Annotated in this window: 20 protein-coding genes; 9 read left to right on the forward strand and 11 right to left on the reverse strand. The window is 49.4% G+C overall.

Annotated elements, in window-relative coordinates; genetic code table 11:
* Positions 1-12 precede the first annotated feature (12 nt).
* On the reverse strand, positions 13-1,428 hold the full coding sequence (gene aspA, locus OSH01_RS00360) for an aspartate ammonia-lyase (protein ID WP_266122071.1): 1,416 nt from the start codon (positions 1,426-1,428) through the stop codon (positions 13-15).
* A gap of 627 nt (positions 1,429-2,055) precedes the next feature.
* On the opposite strand from aspA, the gene OSH01_RS00365 reads away from it, so the two are divergent.
* The 5 genes from OSH01_RS00365 to OSH01_RS00385 are packed head-to-tail and all read left to right on the forward strand — an operon-like array spanning position 2,056 to position 5,849.
* On the forward strand, positions 2,056-2,661 hold the full coding sequence (locus tag OSH01_RS00365) for a DUF2946 family protein (RefSeq protein WP_266122072.1): 606 nt from the start codon (positions 2,056-2,058) through the stop codon (positions 2,659-2,661).
* A 19-nt stretch (positions 2,662-2,680) separates the two neighbouring features.
* Complete coding sequence (locus OSH01_RS00370) at positions 2,681-3,277, forward strand: NUDIX hydrolase (protein WP_266122073.1); 597 nt, start codon at positions 2,681-2,683, stop codon at positions 3,275-3,277.
* 2 nt (positions 3,278-3,279) lie between these two features.
* Positions 3,280-4,026: a leucyl/phenylalanyl-tRNA--protein transferase gene (gene aat, locus OSH01_RS00375; protein ID WP_266122074.1), complete on the forward strand. Its 747-nt coding sequence runs from the start codon at positions 3,280-3,282 to the stop codon at positions 4,024-4,026.
* Positions 4,027-4,070: 44 nt separating this feature from the next.
* Positions 4,071-4,793: an arginyltransferase gene (locus OSH01_RS00380; protein ID WP_266122075.1), complete on the forward strand. Its 723-nt coding sequence runs from the start codon at positions 4,071-4,073 to the stop codon at positions 4,791-4,793.
* A 21-nt stretch (positions 4,794-4,814) separates the two neighbouring features.
* Complete coding sequence (locus OSH01_RS00385; RefSeq protein WP_266122076.1) at positions 4,815-5,849, forward strand: quinone-dependent dihydroorotate dehydrogenase; 1,035 nt, start codon at positions 4,815-4,817, stop codon at positions 5,847-5,849.
* A gap of 52 nt (positions 5,850-5,901) precedes the next feature.
* On the opposite strand, the gene OSH01_RS00390 is transcribed toward OSH01_RS00385, so the two are convergent.
* From OSH01_RS00390 to OSH01_RS00405, 4 genes are all read right to left on the reverse strand, one after another.
* The gene (locus OSH01_RS00390; RefSeq protein WP_266122077.1) at positions 5,902-6,519 is read right to left on the reverse strand and encodes a phasin family protein; all 618 of its coding nucleotides are present in this window, start codon (positions 6,517-6,519) and stop codon (positions 5,902-5,904) included.
* Positions 6,520-6,769: 250 nt separating this feature from the next.
* The gene (locus OSH01_RS00395; protein ID WP_266122078.1) at positions 6,770-7,576 is read right to left on the reverse strand and encodes an IclR family transcriptional regulator; all 807 of its coding nucleotides are present in this window, start codon (positions 7,574-7,576) and stop codon (positions 6,770-6,772) included.
* A 66-nt stretch (positions 7,577-7,642) separates the two neighbouring features.
* Positions 7,643-8,461, reverse strand: a complete 819-nt coding sequence (locus OSH01_RS00400) for a competence/damage-inducible protein A (RefSeq protein WP_266122829.1) — start codon at positions 8,459-8,461, stop codon at positions 7,643-7,645.
* 112 nt (positions 8,462-8,573) lie between these two features.
* Positions 8,574-9,398 carry an EI24 domain-containing protein gene (locus tag OSH01_RS00405; RefSeq protein ID WP_266122079.1) on the reverse strand — a complete coding sequence of 275 codons (825 nt, stop codon included), beginning with the start codon at positions 9,396-9,398 and terminating at the stop codon, positions 8,574-8,576.
* Positions 9,399-9,465: 67 nt separating this feature from the next.
* On the opposite strand from OSH01_RS00405, the gene OSH01_RS00410 reads away from it, so the two are divergent.
* Positions 9,466-9,858, forward strand: a complete 393-nt coding sequence (locus OSH01_RS00410; RefSeq protein ID WP_266122080.1) for a thioredoxin family protein — start codon at positions 9,466-9,468, stop codon at positions 9,856-9,858.
* On the opposite strand, the gene OSH01_RS00415 is transcribed toward OSH01_RS00410, so the two are convergent.
* From OSH01_RS00415 to OSH01_RS00425, 3 genes are all read right to left on the reverse strand, one after another.
* Positions 9,838-11,196 carry a DEAD/DEAH box helicase gene (locus OSH01_RS00415; RefSeq protein WP_266122081.1) on the reverse strand — a complete coding sequence of 453 codons (1,359 nt, stop codon included), beginning with the start codon at positions 11,194-11,196 and terminating at the stop codon, positions 9,838-9,840. The genes OSH01_RS00410 and OSH01_RS00415 overlap by 21 nt on opposite strands.
* 117 nt (positions 11,197-11,313) lie before the next feature.
* A complete protein-coding gene (locus OSH01_RS00420; protein ID WP_266122082.1) occupies positions 11,314-11,646 on the reverse strand; it encodes an AzlD domain-containing protein in 333 nt (110 codons plus the stop codon).
* Entirely contained in the window at positions 11,643-12,302 is a 660-nt protein-coding gene (locus OSH01_RS00425; RefSeq protein WP_266122830.1) for an AzlC family ABC transporter permease, read from the reverse strand. Before OSH01_RS00425 ends, OSH01_RS00420 begins: the two co-directional genes overlap by 4 nt.
* 387 nt (positions 12,303-12,689) lie before the next feature.
* Between OSH01_RS00425 and OSH01_RS00430 the strand changes: the two genes are divergently transcribed.
* Complete coding sequence (locus tag OSH01_RS00430; protein ID WP_266122083.1) at positions 12,690-12,902, forward strand: zinc-finger domain-containing protein; 213 nt, start codon at positions 12,690-12,692, stop codon at positions 12,900-12,902.
* Between the two features lie 103 nt (positions 12,903-13,005).
* Positions 13,006-14,100, forward strand: coding sequence for a YheT family hydrolase (locus OSH01_RS00435; protein ID WP_266122084.1), 1,095 nt, complete (start codon positions 13,006-13,008; stop codon positions 14,098-14,100).
* On the opposite strand, the gene OSH01_RS00440 is transcribed toward OSH01_RS00435, so the two are convergent.
* From OSH01_RS00440 to OSH01_RS00450, 3 genes are read right to left on the reverse strand one after another with little or no spacing between them, the layout of a single operon-like run.
* Complete coding sequence (locus OSH01_RS00440) at positions 14,097-15,599, reverse strand: M48 family metalloprotease (RefSeq protein WP_266122085.1); 1,503 nt, start codon at positions 15,597-15,599, stop codon at positions 14,097-14,099. The two genes, OSH01_RS00435 and OSH01_RS00440, sit on opposite strands and share 4 nt — an antisense overlap.
* Positions 15,600-15,609: 10 nt before the next feature.
* Positions 15,610-16,476, reverse strand: a complete 867-nt coding sequence (locus OSH01_RS00445) for a cytochrome c oxidase assembly protein (protein WP_266122086.1) — start codon at positions 16,474-16,476, stop codon at positions 15,610-15,612.
* A gap of 31 nt (positions 16,477-16,507) precedes the next feature.
* Positions 16,508-16,849 carry a hypothetical protein gene (locus OSH01_RS00450; RefSeq protein WP_266122087.1) on the reverse strand — a complete coding sequence of 114 codons (342 nt, stop codon included), beginning with the start codon at positions 16,847-16,849 and terminating at the stop codon, positions 16,508-16,510.
* 870 nt (positions 16,850-17,719) lie between these two features.
* Here OSH01_RS00450 and OSH01_RS00455 point away from each other — a divergent pair.
* Positions 17,720-18,874 carry an FAD-dependent monooxygenase gene (locus tag OSH01_RS00455; protein WP_266122088.1) on the forward strand — a complete coding sequence of 385 codons (1,155 nt, stop codon included), beginning with the start codon at positions 17,720-17,722 and terminating at the stop codon, positions 18,872-18,874.
* Positions 18,875-18,911 lie beyond the last annotated feature (37 nt).

The raw sequence follows: 18,911 nt of genomic DNA on the forward strand, positions 1-18,911 counted from the left end.
CGCAAGAAATGCTTAGCGCGTTTTTGTGCACAGCTCACGTGGCTGAATCAATTGATCAGCACGCAAAGCCTCATTCAATTCCTCTTCGCTCATCAAGCCACGCTGCAGCACCACGTCACGAATATTACGATCAGTGCTAAATGCCTCCGTTGCCACAGCTGTTGCTGCCTTGTAGCCAATATAAGGATTCAATGCCGCTACCAATGCAATAGAACGCTCAATGTTCTGCTCCAAGCAATCACGGTTAGCCGTAATTCCTGTAACACAGAACTCAGTAAGAGTATGGCAAGCATTTTCCAATAACTTCATACTGCGTAACAAGGAGTGTGCAATAACAGGCTCAAAAGCGTTCAACTGCAATTGACCCGCCTCGACAGCCATGGTTACCGTGGCATCTGCACCAACAATTTCAAAGGCAACTTGGTTCACCACCTCGGGGATTACCGGGTTGACCTTGCCCGGCATAATAGACGAGCCCGCTTGTACGGCAGGTAGATTAATTTCGCAAAAGCCAGAGCGTGGGCCGCTAGACAACAAACGCAGGTCATTACAAATTTTCGACAGTTTCACGGCGGCTCGTTTCAAAACACCCGAAACATGCAAAAAGCCACCGCAGTCTTGTGTCGCTTCGATCAGGTCCTCGGCCGACACAAACGGCACACCGGATACTTTCGCCAACTCTTGTACCGCTATGGCTGCGTAAGCGGGATGAGTACAAATACCTGTACCAATCGCTGTACCACCTAAGTTGACATCACACATTAACTCGCGCGATTGCTTCAAACGCACGATATCCTCGTTAATGCTCACAGCGAAAGCTTTGAACTCTTGACCTAAAGTCATAGGAACGGCGTCTTGTAGCTGCGTACGACCCAGTTTCAAGTGGTCGTTAAATTCCTGCGCCTTGTTTAAAAACGCATCACGCAAAATCGTCATCGCATCAAAGACGGGGTCTAAAGAACGATATACAGCTAAATGCAAAGCAGTGGGATACACGTCATTCGTGCTCTGCGCCATATTAATGTCATCGTTAGGGTGTAAGTACTGATACTCACCACGCTTATGACCCATGCTTTCCAAGGCTAAATTACAAATCACCTCGTTAGCATTCATGTTTGTCGATGTACCTGCACCGCCCTGAATCATGTCAACCACGAATTGCTCATGTAAAGCACCATCGGTAATTGCTTTACATGCTGTCACGATAGCATTGCGCTTGGCTTCGTTTAAATGACCCAGTTGATAATTCGCCTCGGCAGCTGCCTGTTTCACCATTGCCAAGGCTTTAATCAGTTCCGGATAGGTAGAAATTGGGGTACCTGTGATGTGGAAGTTTTCTTTCGCACGTAGCGTGTGCACACCATAATAAGCCTCGTTAGGTACCTCGCGGTCACCCAACAAATCATGTTCGGTACGGAACTGACTCATAATTCCAAAATTTCCTTAAATAGCAAAATATCTCTGTGGGACTACTTTCCTGTACAGGTTCTAACGCATAAAAGCCCTGCCGCTTCAATAGCAATGCAGGGCTTTACACTGCAGAAGCCCAACCCAAATGCGGATAGCATCGGTGCTTCTGTATTGTGCGCATACCATGGGGTGCTGGTAGCATTTCTAAAACCTCTAGCAAGCAAACCTGAGCTTGCATACCTTTTGCAATGACGCATGTTCATATACATAGCTGTACGCATATTGTACGACCTCGAGCCCCAAGCCCCGCATGTTTATTGCGTATGAGCGGTAAAAACCGCTGCAGATCTGAACCTACTCTTTTAGCGCTCACCTCTATAGTAGTCTGGAAAAGGCGAAAACCGCCACATCCCGCTTTTTTACAGTAGTTCAAGAGCGATAAGATAAACTTAAGAAATTGTTGCTGAGACGCATCATTTCACCTTTGCAAAAAGCAAAAAACCATCTGCTGTCCCACGTGCAAATGCCGGCCACAAGCAAAACATATCTTGGTATGTTACGGCATAGAGCTCGATGCGAAGACGCTAAGCAAGCCACTAAACACGTATACTATGAGACATTAGTTACGTTTTACTGCCCCATGCTATGGATGATCGTGTTGCCCAAGCTTTACAAAAATGGCCCAACGTACCGCATGTTTATGGCTACGTGTCGTTATGCGAGCAAGGTTGCTGGCGGCTACATCCTGACGGCCAAGCCATGTCCTTACCTCATCAAGCTGGCTTAGCCATAGAAAAAAGCACTATTGTTCATTTTTTTAATCGTCACTACATGGCTGACGAACAAGGGCAATGGTTTATACAGAATGGACCTCAGCGGGTCTATGTGCGCCTTGATGCTGCACCCTATATTTTACGTACAGGCACCGAGCCCCATCTCATATATACCCATAACCAGTTACTAGTGGAGCAAATTCATGCTTGGTACGTTGACTCCAAGGGTAGGCTCTATGCCAGTACCAACCTAGGTGCAGGCTTGGTGCAAGGCCGTGACGTTGCCGCCTTACTGGCGCAACTCCATACTCCTACCGGCCTGTTAGAAGACTACTTGCTCAATGGCCCCCCCTACCCTGAGGCAGGGCCAACTATCTTTACCCAGCACTATACTCACGCCGCCCCTCTTTTTTTCTATACTGATGATTCGGTATTACTAGAAAAGCTCGCGTATATTGCTTGCCCACAAGCCTCGTAAATTCAGTAGAATCATTTGCATGACTCAACCACAGCCACCCGTCCCGTCCTTTTACTTTCCCGCGCCCCGCAGCCAAACATATTGCAGCCAATGCGGCAGCAAGTTAAGCCGCCTCATCCCCGACGATGACAATCGGATGCGTGATGTGTGTACGCATTGTGGCGCAGTTCACTATCAAAATCCTCGCAACGTGGTGGGCATAGTCCCTATTTGGGAAAACAAGATATTGCTCTGCCGACGCGCTATAGAGCCTCGCTTTAATACGTGGACCTTACCAGCCGGCTTTATGGAGCTCAACGAAACCCTATCCGAGGGGGCTTTGCGCGAAATGAATGAAGAGGCGGGCGCATTGGTCGAACTAGGGCAGCTATTTACCGTCATCAGCGTCCCCTACGCCGAGCAAGTACATGTTTATTATCTTGCAAAAGTGCTGAGTCCTGCACTCGACCCTGGTCCTGAAACCCTAGAGGCACGCTTCTTTGAGCTGGATGAAATCCCTTGGGACCAGCTTGCCTTTCGTACCGTCAGCGCCACCTTAGAGCGCTACCTAACTGACCAAAAAAATGGGCAATTTGGCATCCATGAGTTCGACATGGCCCCGCAAACTAGCGTGTAAGCATGAGTGTGGTATGGGTACAGCCTGAAGAATCACTGCCATTGGCGCAATCGGCCAATGAGTATGGCTTAGTCGCTGCTGGGTTAGATCTTAGCCCACAGCGCCTTTACGATGCCTACAGAGAGGGCTTGTTTCCTTGGTATAACAGCGGCGACCCCGTCTTATGGTGGTCTACCGATCCACGCATGGTGCTCTACACTCACAAATTGCACCTTTCGCGCTCATTACAAAAAAAAATCCGCCAAATACAGCGTGCAGAACATACGGAAAACGCCGTCATACAAGTCAGTTGCAACCTTGCCTTTCGAGCTGTCATTGAAGCTTGTGCCAGTAGCCGAGCTGAAACAGGAGGCACGTGGATTAGTGAGGACATCATCAACGTCTATCACGCCATGCACCAACAAGGCTTTGCACACAGCATAGAAACCTGGGTAGACGGCGAGCTGGCGGGTGGACTTTACGGCATGAACATCGGAGGAGTATTTTTTGGTGAGTCTATGTTTGCCTATAAAACCGATGCTAGCAAAATCAGCCTTGTTTATTTAGTCGATATCTTGCAACGTGCTGGCCTACCCATCATTGATTGCCAACAAGAAACTGCTCACTTAGCCAGCTTAGGCGCAGAACCCATTGCACGCGCTCAGTTTATTGAGCAGCTCTATCTGCTACGCGATCAACCCCAACGGCAATGGCCTACTGGGTATTTACGCTATGGACAAACCCGCTTAGGAAATGCAACCAGCTTGTAGCAGGTGATACACTGAAATGTGGCCTGATTTTTGTGTATGTCAGTATGAGCTTAACCAAACCAACGCCTTTGCAGGACCTGCAATTCTACAGCACGGCAAGTTACCCCTGCAGTTACTTGACCAATAAGCAGGCGCGCTCATTGGTGGCAACCCCTGCCCACCTCATTACTCCGTCTCTGTATACTGGCTTGGTACATAAAGGGTTCCGGCGCAGTGGCACCTTCACTTACCGCCCTTATTGTGATCAATGCCAAGCTTGTATTCCCATCCGTTGCCATGCTCCGCAACACGAGCCCAATCGCACGCAACGTAAAGTATGGAAACAGCACCAGCACTTACAAACCAATATCCTGCCCCTACAGTGGAACCCCGAACACTACGAGCTTTATCACCGCTATCAAAAGGCTAGGCACGCGGGCGCTGGTATGGATGAAGACAACCAAACCCAATATGCTCAATTTCTTTTGCATAGCCATATCGATTCCCGTTTGCTTGAGTTTCGCGACTCAACGGGAGTGCTGAAAATTGTCTCTATTATCGATATTCTGGAAGACGGCCTTTCAGCTGTTTATACGTTTTTCGATACAGACCCCAAAGCCAGCTATGGTGTGTATGCCATACTATGGCAGCTCGACTACTGTCGCCAGCATGAACTGCCCTGGCTGTATTTAGGGTATTGGATCGCAGAAAGTCGTAAAATGGCTTATAAAATTGGCTATCGTCCTTACCAGTTGCTCCGAAACGGACACTGGGAGTGGCCTGCTTAACCCTCTCATCTTTATCTACCCATGTCCGCTTTATTTAGCTTGTATCCCTTGGCGCGTCAGTTGTTGTTCAGCATCGATGCTGAAAAGGCTCATAACCTTACACTCAAAAGCCTAGGCTGCAGCCAAGGTATACCCATACTAGGTTCTTTGCTAAAAAATAATTTATCAAAACCAATAGAGCTGATGGGCATGTCACTACGCAACCCCGTAGGGTTAGCGGCTGGCTTAGATAAAAACGGCGCCCACATTGATGCCCTAGGAGCATTAGGCTTTGGCTTTGTAGAGGTTGGCACCGTCACGCCCAAAGCGCAACCCGGCAATCCCAAGCCGCGCTTGTTTCGTCTCCCACAAGCCAATAGCCTGATTAACCGCTTTGGTTTTAATAACGACGGTTTAGACATTTTCATTCAAAATGTGCAGCAAAGTCAGTTCCGTCAGCAAGGTGGAATATTGGGGCTTAACATAGGTAAAAATGCTGCTACTCCTATAGAGCACGCCAGCCAAGACTACTTAATTGGTCTACGTGCAGTGTACCCACATGCTGATTACGTCACTATAAATATTTCGTCTCCAAACACGGAGAACTTACGCAGCTTACAAGGTCAAGATGAACTAAGCCTGTTGTTGGCTGCTGTCCAAAAAGAGCGTCAAGCACTTGCTGACAAACATGGCAAACACGTACCCATCGTATTGAAAATTGCCCCTGATCTAACTGAAGCACAAATTGATGCTGTCGCCGATACCCTACCCACTTTCGGCCTAGATGGCGTGATAGCGACCAATACCACTTTGTCACGCGAAGCAGTACAAGGGCTTGAACATAGCCAAGAACAGGGTGGCTTATCTGGCCCCCCGGTACATCAGCTATCTTTGCACGTCATTCGCCGTCTACGCGCTAAGCTAGGCCACGACTTCGCTATTATTGGTGTAGGGGGTATAGAGTCGGGACAACAGGCACGAGAAAAAATTGCCGCAGGTGCTAACGCCATACAACTTTACACGGGCCTTATTTATAAAGGCCCCGCCTTAGTGCAAGAGTGCGTTCAAGCACTGTAAGCAAAAAGCCCAGCATATGCTGGGCTTTTTACTGTCAAGACGTTGTGCTGGCTTAGGCCGGACGACGAGGACTAACTTTAGCAGCTGCCTCAACGACGGGTGCCGTTGCTGCTTCAACTACTTGATTGTGAGCCTCGGTAGCCTGAGCGGCTGCTTTCAAACCGGCGTTAGCGGCGGCTTGCATATTGCTTTCTGCTACGTCAGCGGCTTGACGTGCTGCTTTCACTACAGTTTCAGCTGCATTACTAGCGCTAGCAAAAGAAGACTTTAACAGTGCCACAGCACTTTCGCTACCTGTAGGTGCATTTTTGGCTAATTGATCAATGGCTTCAGAGATTTGCTGCTGGCCTTGCGCAATCTGTGACTCTGCCATGCGAGACAGATTAACGTGCAGTTCAGAAACAATGTCGTACACGTTTTTACCGTACTGCAGAGCTTGCTCGGCACTAGGCTGCACCACATTTTGCGATAACTCCACCACATCACGAGCGTCTTTCACGCTGGCAACTTGCTGCGAGCGCTCTGCTGCGTGTTGAAAAGAGTTACGTAACGTTGTGACGTTTAAGTCCACTAGTTTTTCGAAACCCTGAAACAGCTGACCTTGTATGGCCAAAAGATTATTCAACGCTGCTTTTTGGTTATCTAAGATATTTTGGGGGATTGCACTCATGGTATTTCCTTTCCTAGAAGAGCCCGGATAGGGCTAGGTTTTAATAGGCTTTCGGTCAGAGAAGGCTAGGCTTCAGACTACAACAAGGCAAACCTTCTATGTTGCACCGCAACAATTCCAATGTAGACCATTTTGACTTGCCGTGTCAAGTCAATATTGCATTGCAGCAATATAAGTAAAATTAGAACAATGATTTGTCGCTTTCAGTATACGGGCGGCGTATGACTTTATTATTTCAAAGCCAAACTATTTAGCCGCCGTATCCTAGCGTGGCGGAAATTTCTCCGGCTGTTTTCAAGAGCAATGGAATCCATTCATCGTGCATGCGTTCAGCTGGCGCCGATAAAGACAAACCTGCTAACAGTTTTCCGGTGTCGTCGTAAATCCCTGCTGCCAAACAGCGTACCCCTAGCTCTAGCTCTTCGTTGTCACGGGCATAACCATGGCGGCGTACCAAGGCCAGTTCTCGCTCGAGAGCGTCAATTTGCGTAATGCTATTGCGCGTTGCACCGGCTAAACCAGTGCGCATAACATATGCCCTTACTTGACGAGGCTCCCAGACAGATAAAAATAGTTTGCCTGTAGAGGTCAAATGCAATGGCGCATGGCCACCAATAGCCCGAACCACTTGCATGCCAGAGCTTTCACTCCATGAGCGTTCTACGTAGACAATTTCATCGCCTTGCTGCAAAGACAGATTAACCGTTTGACCGGTTAACTTATGCAGATCATGCATAGGCTCTATCGCGGCGGCACGGACGTTTAATCGACCTTTGACCAAAGAGCCTAATTCCAGCAGCCGCATACCCAACCTGTATAAACCACTATCGACGCGCTCAACGTAGCGACCCACCACTAAATCATTCAATATGCGATGAGTGGTAGAAGTATGTAAGCCTGTGGCTTTGGCCAGGTTTTTGAGTGCTACTGGCTCAGACTGACGAGCCAGTTCATCAAGCAGAATCATCGCTCGCTCTAAAACCTGTATGGATATTTGCTGTCCGTTCAAGGATTTAGTTGGAGTAGTAACGTTATTTACCGTGCTGATTACTTTCATTTTATGCTTTTATTGATGCGCCGCAACAATTCCCATATTATGGAATTATACACGCTGGAGCAAGCATTATTTCTCCAAAGGCTGCAAACTTGCACCTAAAGTCTGTACCTCGGTACGTAAATACTCAAGGGCCGCAGCGGCTTGCTCGGGATTGCCTTTAACGCCTAACTCAATATGCGGCTGACCTGTAGGATCGCCTACACTAGGCAAACTAAAGGCCTTAATGTCAGGCCAGCGACGCTCAACCTCTAACAAAGTAGGCACCAAGCGTGACTCTGGTAAGTTGAACACTAGAAAAGAATGCTCAATATAAGGGCATTGATGCTGCAGAGCTTTATAGCGTGTATCTAAGGTCCACTCCATCATGGGCCAAGCCATAACGGGGAAACCGGGCATAAAGGTATGGTTATTAATAAAAAAGCCAGGAATCTTATTGTAGGGATTAGGCACTATCTGTGCACCCACGGGAAACATACCCATTTGCAAACGTTGCTGATTTTCGGGCAAACTCATATCGCTACTGCCCTGCCCTTTGCGTTCATTATCGCGACAACGCTCAATAATAAGTTGCTCAGCCTCGGGATGCAAAGCCAGCTCTATGCCTAGCGCCGCGGCTGCGGCTTGGCGCGTTTGATCATCAGGCGTTGCCCCAATACCGCCACAACAAAAAACAATGTCTGGTGTAGCAAAGCTACGCTTGAGCACCTGAGCGATGTCATCGCGCTGATCCGATACAATTTCTGCCCCTTGCAAGCTCATGCCTCGCGCCCCAAGCAAGGCGATCAGTTTGCTTAAGTGCTTATCCTGCCGTCGGCCTGAAAGAATTTCATCTCCGACAATGATCAAACGAATCTTTTGTATAGCCTGATGACCTGCATGCGACATAATAGACTTTCCAAAGATACGCGGCGCCATGGCAGCGTGGTGGATACTGATGGATGAAATATAGCGCAGCTCACTCAAGTTGGCCATGCCAAGGAGGCGAATTTGTACGCGATTACGAATGCCTGAGCGCCATCACCGTATCCTCATTCCCCAGGACAGATGATCCAACTGCACGTAATCGGCGTAGGTTTTCCAAGGAAAAATGCGCGAATACCAAGGCTGAAAACACCGGCAGAATAAGCCATGCGGGTGGGAATAAATTTAATAAAGCAATCACCAAACCAATCGTCCAATAGGACAGCTTAAGTCTACGCCACAGGTACTTACGCTCCGAGGCATCGGCATGCTCTACCAAGGCATCGACACGCAACAACAACGTAAATGCAAAGGTCCACCAAAATACAGGCAAAATGAGAGCGAAAGGTGGAAACAACCACAACGGTAGCGTCACCAACCACCCCACTACAAAAATGGTGCCCACCCAGATAGCGTTCCATACGCTCATCGCCGTGGCATGACGTCCTCGCAACTGCAATTCGGGATAATCTTTTTTGCTGACGTGACGCAACACCATAGGCATCACCAATACTGCCGCTAATACCAAACCTATGACACCCGCCAACGGCAGTAATACGCCTAAGGCTAATAAGGGGGCCAAATACAATTTCAGCGAGAACAGCCCAATACTCACCAACCACTGGTCAACATTATCAAAGAGGTTCCATTCCGTTAGCACTTGCGTGAGCCACCCTTGAACCGGTGTCCACAACAACCAGCTCAATAAAATAAAACCTACTAACATAAAGAAAAAAGGCATGAGCAAGGCAAAAATCATACGCGGCTGAAGCTGCGAGACTACTGCCCTTGCAAAGGCGGACGATACACTAAACCAAGGAGTGGTATTGATAGGCGTAGAATAGGAGTGAGGTAGCGACATAACAAGACTCGGCAAAGGGACACGGTTATGATAAGCGCAATTCGTTTGATTTTAACTGATAGTATAAATGACTTACTTTACCGCCCACACGCAACTTGACGAACTCAAGCAGGCCCTAGAAAACGAACCTGAAGCACACTTAATTATTTGTTTTTGTGCACAGTGGTGTCGAACCTGCCAACAATACCAAAAAGACTTCAAAGCCTTAGCCAAGCAATGGCCTGATCATTTTTTTATTTGGATAGACGTAGAGGAGTTGCCAGAGCTGCTAGGTGATGAGGATGTAGAAGACTTTCCTACTTTACAGATCCAAACCACCAAGGGCACCGTATTTTTTGGCGCTATGTTACCGCACAGTGAACACCTAGACCGATTACTGCGTGATTTCCAACACCAGGACCTACCCCCCGTCAGTACAGGCCCTGGAGATTTACGTCAATTAATAACGACCGCCACCTAGTAATACGCCTACGTCACGTTTACGTTGGTGGCCATTCGTAGAAACCGCTTTTTTAACCGCTGCTGTATCGTCTAGAGGTACAGAGGGCTCATATGGTTTCAAGAAAAAGTCATCAATAGGTGGGTTAGCACGATAAGGGCGACGCTCACTACGTGCTGGGCGCACAGGGGGTGGCACATTTAACTGCCCCCTTGGTATGGGATTACCAATAAGTTTTTCAATATCGCGCAACAAGTGCTCTTCTTCTGGAGCGTACAAAGCTATGGCTTCACCGCTTGCTCCAGCTCGTCCTGTACGACCGATACGATGCACGTAGTCTTCTGCGTTAAAGGGTAAGTCATAGTTGATAACGCATGGCAAACCCACCACATCCAGCCCTCGAGCAGCAACATCAGTGGCTACTAGCACATCCACCTCAGCCGCTTTAAAAGCCTCTAACACTTTCATGCGCTCGAGCTGGCTTTTATTGCCATGAATAGACTCGGCACGGATGCCATCCCGCTCTAAGGCTCGGGCCAAACGGCCAGCGCCGATTTTGGTATTGGTGAAAATGATGACCTGTTTTAACTGCTTGGTTTTCAAGAAATGCACGACTGCAACGCGTTTTTCATCACCCGCTGCCGGATAAGCAATTTGCGTCACCGTGGACGCTGTGGCGTTACGTGCAGCAACTTCGATTTCGACAGGGTCATGCAAGTAGGTACGTGCCAGCTTGCGAATTTCTTTGCTGAAGGTCGCCGAGAATAATAAACCTTGGCGTTGCTTAGGCAACAAACTCACAATGCGATCAAGATCAGGTAAAAAACCCATATCCAACATGCGATCGGCTTCATCGAGCACCAACATGGACACTTGAGCTAAGCTAACATTTCGCTGCTCGATGTGATCCAGCAAACGACCTGGAGTAGCGATTAATATTTCACAGCCACGACGCAGAGCGTCACGCTGAGGGCCGATATCGACGCCGCCAAAAACCACGGTTGAACGCAAGGGGGTGCCTTTACAGTACAACGCCACACTCTCTGCGACCTGATCAGCCAACTCACGCGTTGGAGTTAATATTAACGCTCGAACAGGATGCCGTGCAGGCGATGCACTGGTGTTGGCAGACGCCATAAGGCGATGCAATATGGGCAAAGAAAAAGCAGCCGTTTTACCCGTACCGGTTTGTGCAGCACCCATAACGTCTTTACCGGCCAGCACCACGGGGATAGCGGCTGCCTGAATAGGAGTAGGCTTATCATAGCCGGCCGCGGTAACTGAGGCCAAAATGCTAGGATGCAAACCGATTTCCGAAAAGGTTACTGTGTCTGGGTTCAGATTTGAAGTATCGTTCATTTAAGATGAATATAGACCTGCGACTCAAGCGCAAGCGTTTGTAACAACCCATATTTTAACGCATAGAATGCAAGCCATTGGGCTACTAAGGGCGTAAACATAGAAACTATGAGCGCATCAAGCAAGTAGAGCGCGGAATAGCCATAAGGCCAACATACCGACGACAATCACCAACACAGGATTACGTGTGCGTACGAAGGCAAGTACTGCTACTAATGCCGCCAATGCCTTAGCACTGATTACAGGGGAAGTTTCTGGCCCCCAAGGCAAAAGCTCAGGCAGGATAATCGCTATCAGGGCTGCGACTGGTGCATAACGTAACGCCCGTCTGACGGATTCTGGTAGGGGTAGATAGTCACCCAGTACGAAATAACCTGTACGAGTAATAACGCTACAAACAATTAACAGTGCAATAGCCCCAAGAACATACGCATCATACTGCCAATTCATGATAGACGCCTTGCTCTTTTCGCTTTCAGTTGTTCTGCTGCCACGCCAGCCACCACTCCCCCTATGACCGCAGCTACTAAACCTAGGCGCAAGGGCAACAGTTGCCCCACCCATGCAATCGCCCCAGCGGTGCATAAACATGCCCACATAGGAGCTGTGCTGACCAAAGGAATTAGCACTGCCATTAATGCCAAAATAGCAGCAAAATCCAAGGACCACGAAGTAGGTACATAAGCGCCCATGTACACCCCCAACAACGAGGCAAATTGCCAACTTATCCAGCCGGGGATCACCACCCCTAGTGTGTACCACAGATGCTCACGCGAGTTACGCTCAGAGCTATCTCCGTAACGAGACATAAACAGCACAAAAGCCATGTCTGTCGTCATAAAACCTAACAGAAAACGCTTAGGCAAGCTTAAGTAACGAAAGAAAGGCTGCAAGGCAGCGCCAAATATAATAAACCGAATATTCACGACAAAGCCTGCCACGAATATCAACCATAAAGGTGCATGCGATTCAATTAAAGGTAAAGCGGTCAGTTGGGCCGAGCCTGCGTAGACCAACAAGGTCATCGCGCTAGCTTCGAATGCTGTTAAGCCAGATTTGATCATGGCCACGCCAGTCACAAACCCCCAGACGGCCGTTGCCACCATGGCAGGCAACAGATCGACGAATCCGGATTTAAAATAAATCCGATCTTGTTTAACAGGCCAGTAAGATTTGCTGGCACTCAAGAATGACACATTTTCCCCTTGAGGTAATGAGTTCGCGAGCTTGCCGGGGCACCCCAGCCCCAATTAAGCCGCTAGCTATTAGTTAGTTCTATGTAGGTTTGTTTTTTGCACAAGCCTTAATGGTATACGCCGATTACTCGACACGCAATTCATGCTACATAAGGGGGTAAAATCCGTGCTGACTTGCTACAATTAGCCCTATAAATGTTGGCTGAGCATGTATGGCTTTTTACTATTTTCTAATTAGCAATGTTATATAGGCTAGTCAGCCAGTCCCTTATTTATTACTTATTGATCAGGATCCCTATGAGCAGCCCCATCGTACCAAAAAAGGCAGAGCACGAAACCATTGATGTCAGCGCCCAAGATCTGCCCGTGTACTGTCCGGGTCCCAACGCTCCCCTCTGGAGCATGCATCCCCGTGTCTATATCGACATTTCAAAAACAGGCACAGCCGCTTGCCCCTATTGTGGCGCTATTTATAGCCTTAAAGATGGCGAGCATGCTCACCAACACTAAGCCACAACTGTCCTCCTGATGGTACATAGGTCACCTATCCCCACCTGTCTGGCCGTGTTTTGGCACGGGCCTCAGGCCGTATTATTGTTCCCGGGAAGACAGCATGGCAAGCAGACAGCTTGATAACAGCCCCTGCCCAGTACCCTTTTGGCTACCTGGCGGTCATCTGCAAACCATTTATACTGCCTTATTCACACGGCATCACCGCATCGCTTTTGTGCGCCACCGCGCCGATACTGCGGACGGGGATTTTGTCGACTTTGACTGGACCGCACCAGGCCTATTCGCCGATAAACTACAAAGCGGCCATCAAGCCCCGCCTGATGCCCACCTAAAAAACACCTCGGCCAGGCGCTGGTTACAAGAAGAAGACTGGCACGCCTTGCCACAAACAGCCGACACTCAAGCCTTAGTGCTCTTTCATGGTTTAGAAGGCAGCAGTTGCAGCCATTATATCCAAGCCATTGCCCAGTATTTCAGGGCTCGAGGCTGGGTAGTGGTGGTTGCCCATTTTCGCGGCTGCTCCGGCTTCCCTAATCGGATGGCTAGGGCTTACTTCTCAGGTGACTCCGACGAGGTCAACTTTGTCTTAAACACCGTACGCATGCGCCTGCCACATGCCCGTTGGCATGCTGTAGGTGCCTCTATGGGCGGTAACGCATTGCTTAAGCACTTAGGCGAGCACGTAGAACAAAGCGGTTTCCTACATGCGGCAGCCGCTATTTCCGTCCCTACCGACTTGCAAGCAGGAGGACGTTATCTGTCCGAGTCCAAAGCTGGCCGGTACCTATACTCACCGTATTTTTTACGTTCCATGCGTCAAAAACTACACGATAAGGCGAGTCGGTTTCCTGGCTTAATTGACACCCATAGGCTATCTAGGGTACGTACCATCTACGACTTCGACGATATGTACACCGCCCCCATGCATGGCTTTACTAATGCCTTAGACTACTGGACTCGTTGCTCAAGCAAGCCCGTACTGCGCCACATACGCGTGCGCACCTTGATCTTAAATGCACTGAACGATCCTTTCGTACCCTTAGCATCTTTGCCTACGTGCGACGATGTATCGGACCAAGTTTTACTGCACCAACCCGCCAAAGGAGGCCACGTGGGCTTTACCACAGGTAGCTTCCCCGGCAACTTTAGCTGGCTACCAGCACGCCTAGCGCGTTTTTTCGATACGAATAGCTAAGACTTAAAACGCTCCAACAAAGCACGCTCACTTTCTAGCCTATGACGTAACTGAGTAATTTGAGTATCAATCTCAGATTGCGCATAAAAGTCTGACGTTAAATTTCTTGCTTGCTGCAACTGCTCGACGGCTGTAGGCAAAGCACCAATCAGTTGATAATACTCAGCCATAGCCAAGCGTGCTTTGACGCCATCGCCCAGTCGATCGTAACTTTGGGCTTGTAACTGATACAAGCGTGGCAACTCAGGCCAATGCTCAATGGCTTGACCTAAATAGCGCACCGCTTGGGTATCTTGTTTGTTTTGCTGCAAGACTTGCACATACGCCAACGCTACAGCTTGACTCTCAGGCCAGCGCTGTAAGGCCTGTTCAGACAAATGCAAAGCTTGGGTTAAATTTTGTTCACGCAAACTAATTTGTATTGCCAACACATCAAGCTCAGCCGCATCAAAACGCTTATCTTGATAGGCCTGCTTTAGATACTTGGCTGCTTGCGGATAATCCTGACGCTGCCAAGCCAGATACGCTAGGCCGTAATCAGCCGCAGAGCGTTCTAGTTCAGTAGTGGCACTATTGGCTTGACTGTGCAAGCCCTGTTCTACCGTACGCAAAGCCTGCATAGTATTAGCTTGCATGATCAACAACTTAGTTCGCAAGTACACATAAGACAAGCTGTTTTGGTGACTATGGGTGCCTTGTGACTGTACCCTATTTTCCACGTCCGAAAGCCGCTGTGTGGTTAAAGGGTGAGTACTGGAGTATTCATTACTAGCACCGCTCTCGTTGAGGCGAGAGTGTGCCATTAGGCGCTGAAACATCTGCACCATGCCACGCGTATCAAACCCAGCTTTGCGCAACATTTCATAGCCCACACGGTCGGCCTCTTGTTCGGCTTGGCGGGAAAAACCTAACTGCTTGTCGACCGCAGCCGCTTGCCCAAAGGCTGCCGCCCCCATCGCCAAATCAGCACTACCTGCCAAGGCACCCAAAAGAGCCCCTGCCAATGCCGCTATCATTAAGTGAGAACTTTGTTCGCTTTGCGTAATACCACGAGCCACGTGGCGTTGGGCTACGTGAGCTATCTCGTGCGCTATCACCGATGCCAGCTCAGACTCTGATCCTGATGAAGTAAATAAGCCACTATTAATACCGATATAACCGCCCGGCAAAGCAAAAGCATTAATGCTGCTATCCCGCATGGCAAAAACAGTAATAGGCTGCCCTAAGTTAGGCGCGTTCTGGGCCAGCTTGCGCCCCATATTAGTGAGGTACTGATTAACATCCGCATCGGAAATATACTCGGGCGAACGTCTTCCCTGTTCCATAATGGCATTGCCTAAGGTGCGCTCCAAAGTGGGTGATAACTCAACCCCAGAAGCAGCACCCATACTAGGCAAGCCCACTGGCTGTGCTTGCAAACTTGATGCACATACCGCCAGGCTTAACATGACCGTCCAAGCACATTTTTTTAGTCGCGTAGGTTTCATCAGAAACGGCATACTTACTCCACTACTGTCGAAGTGAGGCTGAAGCGGTCGTCGCCACAGGAGCACGTCGCTTTTTCTCGGGCAGGCGATTTTTGGCCGATAAACGCATCATCGTGCCAAGCGCATACAGCACCCCAAAAACCTCAATAAATCCTGCTAGTACCCACATAATTAGGCCTCCAGCGACTTGATCCTGCACAGCATCCCAGCCAGGCAAGGCGCGTCCGCACAAATCAAATATAGGGTACAAATCGTAGTCACTAAAAGTAATAATAGCGCCAACGATCATTTGCGGTACGGTGGTAATAATAGGTGAAATAATCCGTCCACCGGCAGACAAGGCCGCCGGTGGTGAAGGACGTCGATCTAGAATTAGGTTCCAATACATGAAACCACTAATAACCACCGACCAGTTCATGACACGGTATAAACGCCAGTCCAGCATAGAGTAAAACTGAACTACCGGCAGCATCCAAACGAGAACCAGAAAGACGAACAGAAAAGGAACGAAGATTCGATGGGTGCAGACGCTTTCTAGGGCTCGCCCAAATGGGCTGCGCAACACAAACATTAAGGCCCGACGCCATGACAAAGGCATGCCTGCACGTAAAGTCTGTCCGGGGTACGCCCCCATAATGAGCAGCGGCCCTAGGTGATGCAACACCAAGTGCTGTAGACGATGGATAAAAAACATACGCTCGGCGTAGTAATCTACCCGCGTATGCAATGATAAGTAGAGCAGCACTATGCCAAACCAAAAAAGAAACTGCCTAAAGTAATTAGGTTTGTGCACCCTGCATCCCCGCACATACAACACAATGGCGGCGATAAAACTTATTATTAGTGTGGGAGAAAACTCCCAGGGCGTAAGCCAGTCAAGCAATATCATGGTAGAGCTGGTTCAAAAACAGCAATACCAATCAGTTTAATGCAATCCGCTGGCGTTCGGCCCACTTTACCTGTAATACCCCAGGAACATCACTAATTAGACGTGCTCGCTGCATCAGCTCACTGCGTAACTCAGGTGGGCAGGTAATGGTGACGCACGCCTGGGCAGTGTGATGAGAATCGGAGTGGTCAATTTCGAGGTTTGCCACGCGTATGCCCGAACCGTTCAAGCCCGAGTAAATTTGTCTGCGCACATGGGGGAGCTCATGACGAGGGCAGATAACAGTAAGGCGTGACACTGAAAGGGGGGCAACCAAACGAGCTTTGGCTGCGGATACGCCAGCACGGCGTAAGAAGAGATCGAATAGACGCATGATTCCCTCCATATTGATGCATGCCGATAAGGCAGCATCGAAATACCGGAATAAACAAGAGAAATATGCGGGTAGTAAAACAGCCAGAAAGCTGCATAACTGCCGCGCCCAATTAGAAAGTAATCAGGCGCGCAGAGGCTGAATGGAAATCAGCTGGACTGAGGCCTGAGCAAAATAGAGTCGAAGTAACTTCGACTGGGACTATCGCCGGGGTCTGTCGCCACCACTCAGCTCCTATGTAATAAAAGAGAATTCATTGTAGCCTAAAAGACTATACAAGACCATGTCTTACGCATTAAAAATATGAAAATAACATTGCTTTACAACACACTAGGTGGGCCACTAATAATGGCTCGTATCCAGCCAACCCATATAATCGCTCCAAACAATTAGGATATGCGTCAAGCCATAAAGCAATACCGTACCACCTAACAAGGTAGCTATAACCGCCAACATAACATTGGCCCACCCCCGCGCTGAATCATTGGCCAGCCCCGGGTTATATCGAGCATGAAATGTTATAGGGTCTTGCAAGGCAAGGAACAGGCATTCAAGCCACGCCGCTGTTGCCGGCACCCATAGCAAATAGAACCACAATGAGTCCCACCATACTTGTGCAGTGCTAGCTGCACACAACAAGCATAGACTTATTGCTGTCCACAGCCATGCCCTGGGGCGCCGAAGATACCATGCATGCGCACCAAAAATGCCCAGGGATAAGGCCAACAAAGCCGCCACAAGTTGCTGTCGAGGTTTGCGCCGCACTGCGCCCTGCCTATAATCAAGTCAGTGACGATTCCAGTGTAAGGACTATCCGCATCCCTTACAATACTCATTTACGCCGTTATTTTCAGCCTGTAAGGATCGGTCATGAGCGAGCCTAGTTTTGATATTGCTATTTGTGGTGCTGGCCCTGTCGGCGCCAGCTTAGCCTTATTGCTAGCCAAACAAAGCAAAGCCCCTGAGCGTATCGCCCTGTTAGGCCGTGCTCATCAGACCAGCAGCGCGGCACAACGCGGCGACCCTAGAACATTAGCCCTAAACTTTGGCAGTCAGCAATTGCTGCAGCAATTACATGCCTGGCCCACCAAACAAGCCCCCATGCAATGGGTTCATGTGTCACAACAAGGTCGGCTAGGACGCTGCCTAATCAGCGCCAAAGAAATGCAGGTCCCCCACCTGGGGGCTGTGGTCAATTACGACGATCTACTCAGCAGTCTGCATCAAGCCTTACTGCAAAGTGGCGTCACTTTCATCACTACTGAACATGCCCAAGCAGTGAGTCAAGCAGAGTCGGTATTAGTGCAGCACCAAAACGCTCACGTGCACGCACGCATGGCGGTGCAATGCGACGGTACAAAACCTCAAGGCACCACCCGTCACTACCAGCAGCACGCTCTATTAGCCACGCTAAGGGCCAGTAAACCGCAGGCGGAATGGGCCTATGAACGTTTCACCGAGCACGGCCCTTTAGCCCTCTTGCCTCATCCTGACGGTCATGACCTCTACGCTTTAGTGTGGTGTAACCCTCCCGCTCGCACCCAATTTTTGCAGCAGGCCAGCACCCAAGAGTTCGAACAACATTTACAAAGTAGCTTTGGTCATCGTTTAGGCACACTACAGTTGCACTCGAGGCGCCATGTGTTTCCCCTTGCTTTACATGCAGGGCCCTCGTTGTTGGCCGCACGCATTGCCGCGGCCGGCAACGCGGCACAAACCTTACATCCTGTGGCCGGGCAGGGGCTTAACTTAGGCTTGCGAGATGTTGCTCAACTGGCACAAGCCTTATCCCCTTGGCAAGCGGATACACAGCAGCCGCCCATGCCTTACCTACAAAACTTTGCCAAAGCACGGCGTCCAGATCGTTGGCTTACTGCCGCCATCACTGATACTTTGCCGCGTCTGTTTGCCACGCGCAACCCACTCATACAGCACGCCTGCGGCCTAGGCTTGCTGGCCATGGATACCTTACCCTTGGCCCGACTGCCTTTCGCACGCCAATTATTATTAGGTTTGCGCGCGTAAACGACATACTAACTCTTCTTCCACAAGCCCGCTACGG

It is taken from the genome of Alcaligenes endophyticus, from assembly GCF_026344035.1.
In the GTDB taxonomy this organism is placed as follows: Bacteria; Pseudomonadota; Gammaproteobacteria; order Burkholderiales; family Burkholderiaceae_B; genus Alcaligenes; species Alcaligenes endophyticus.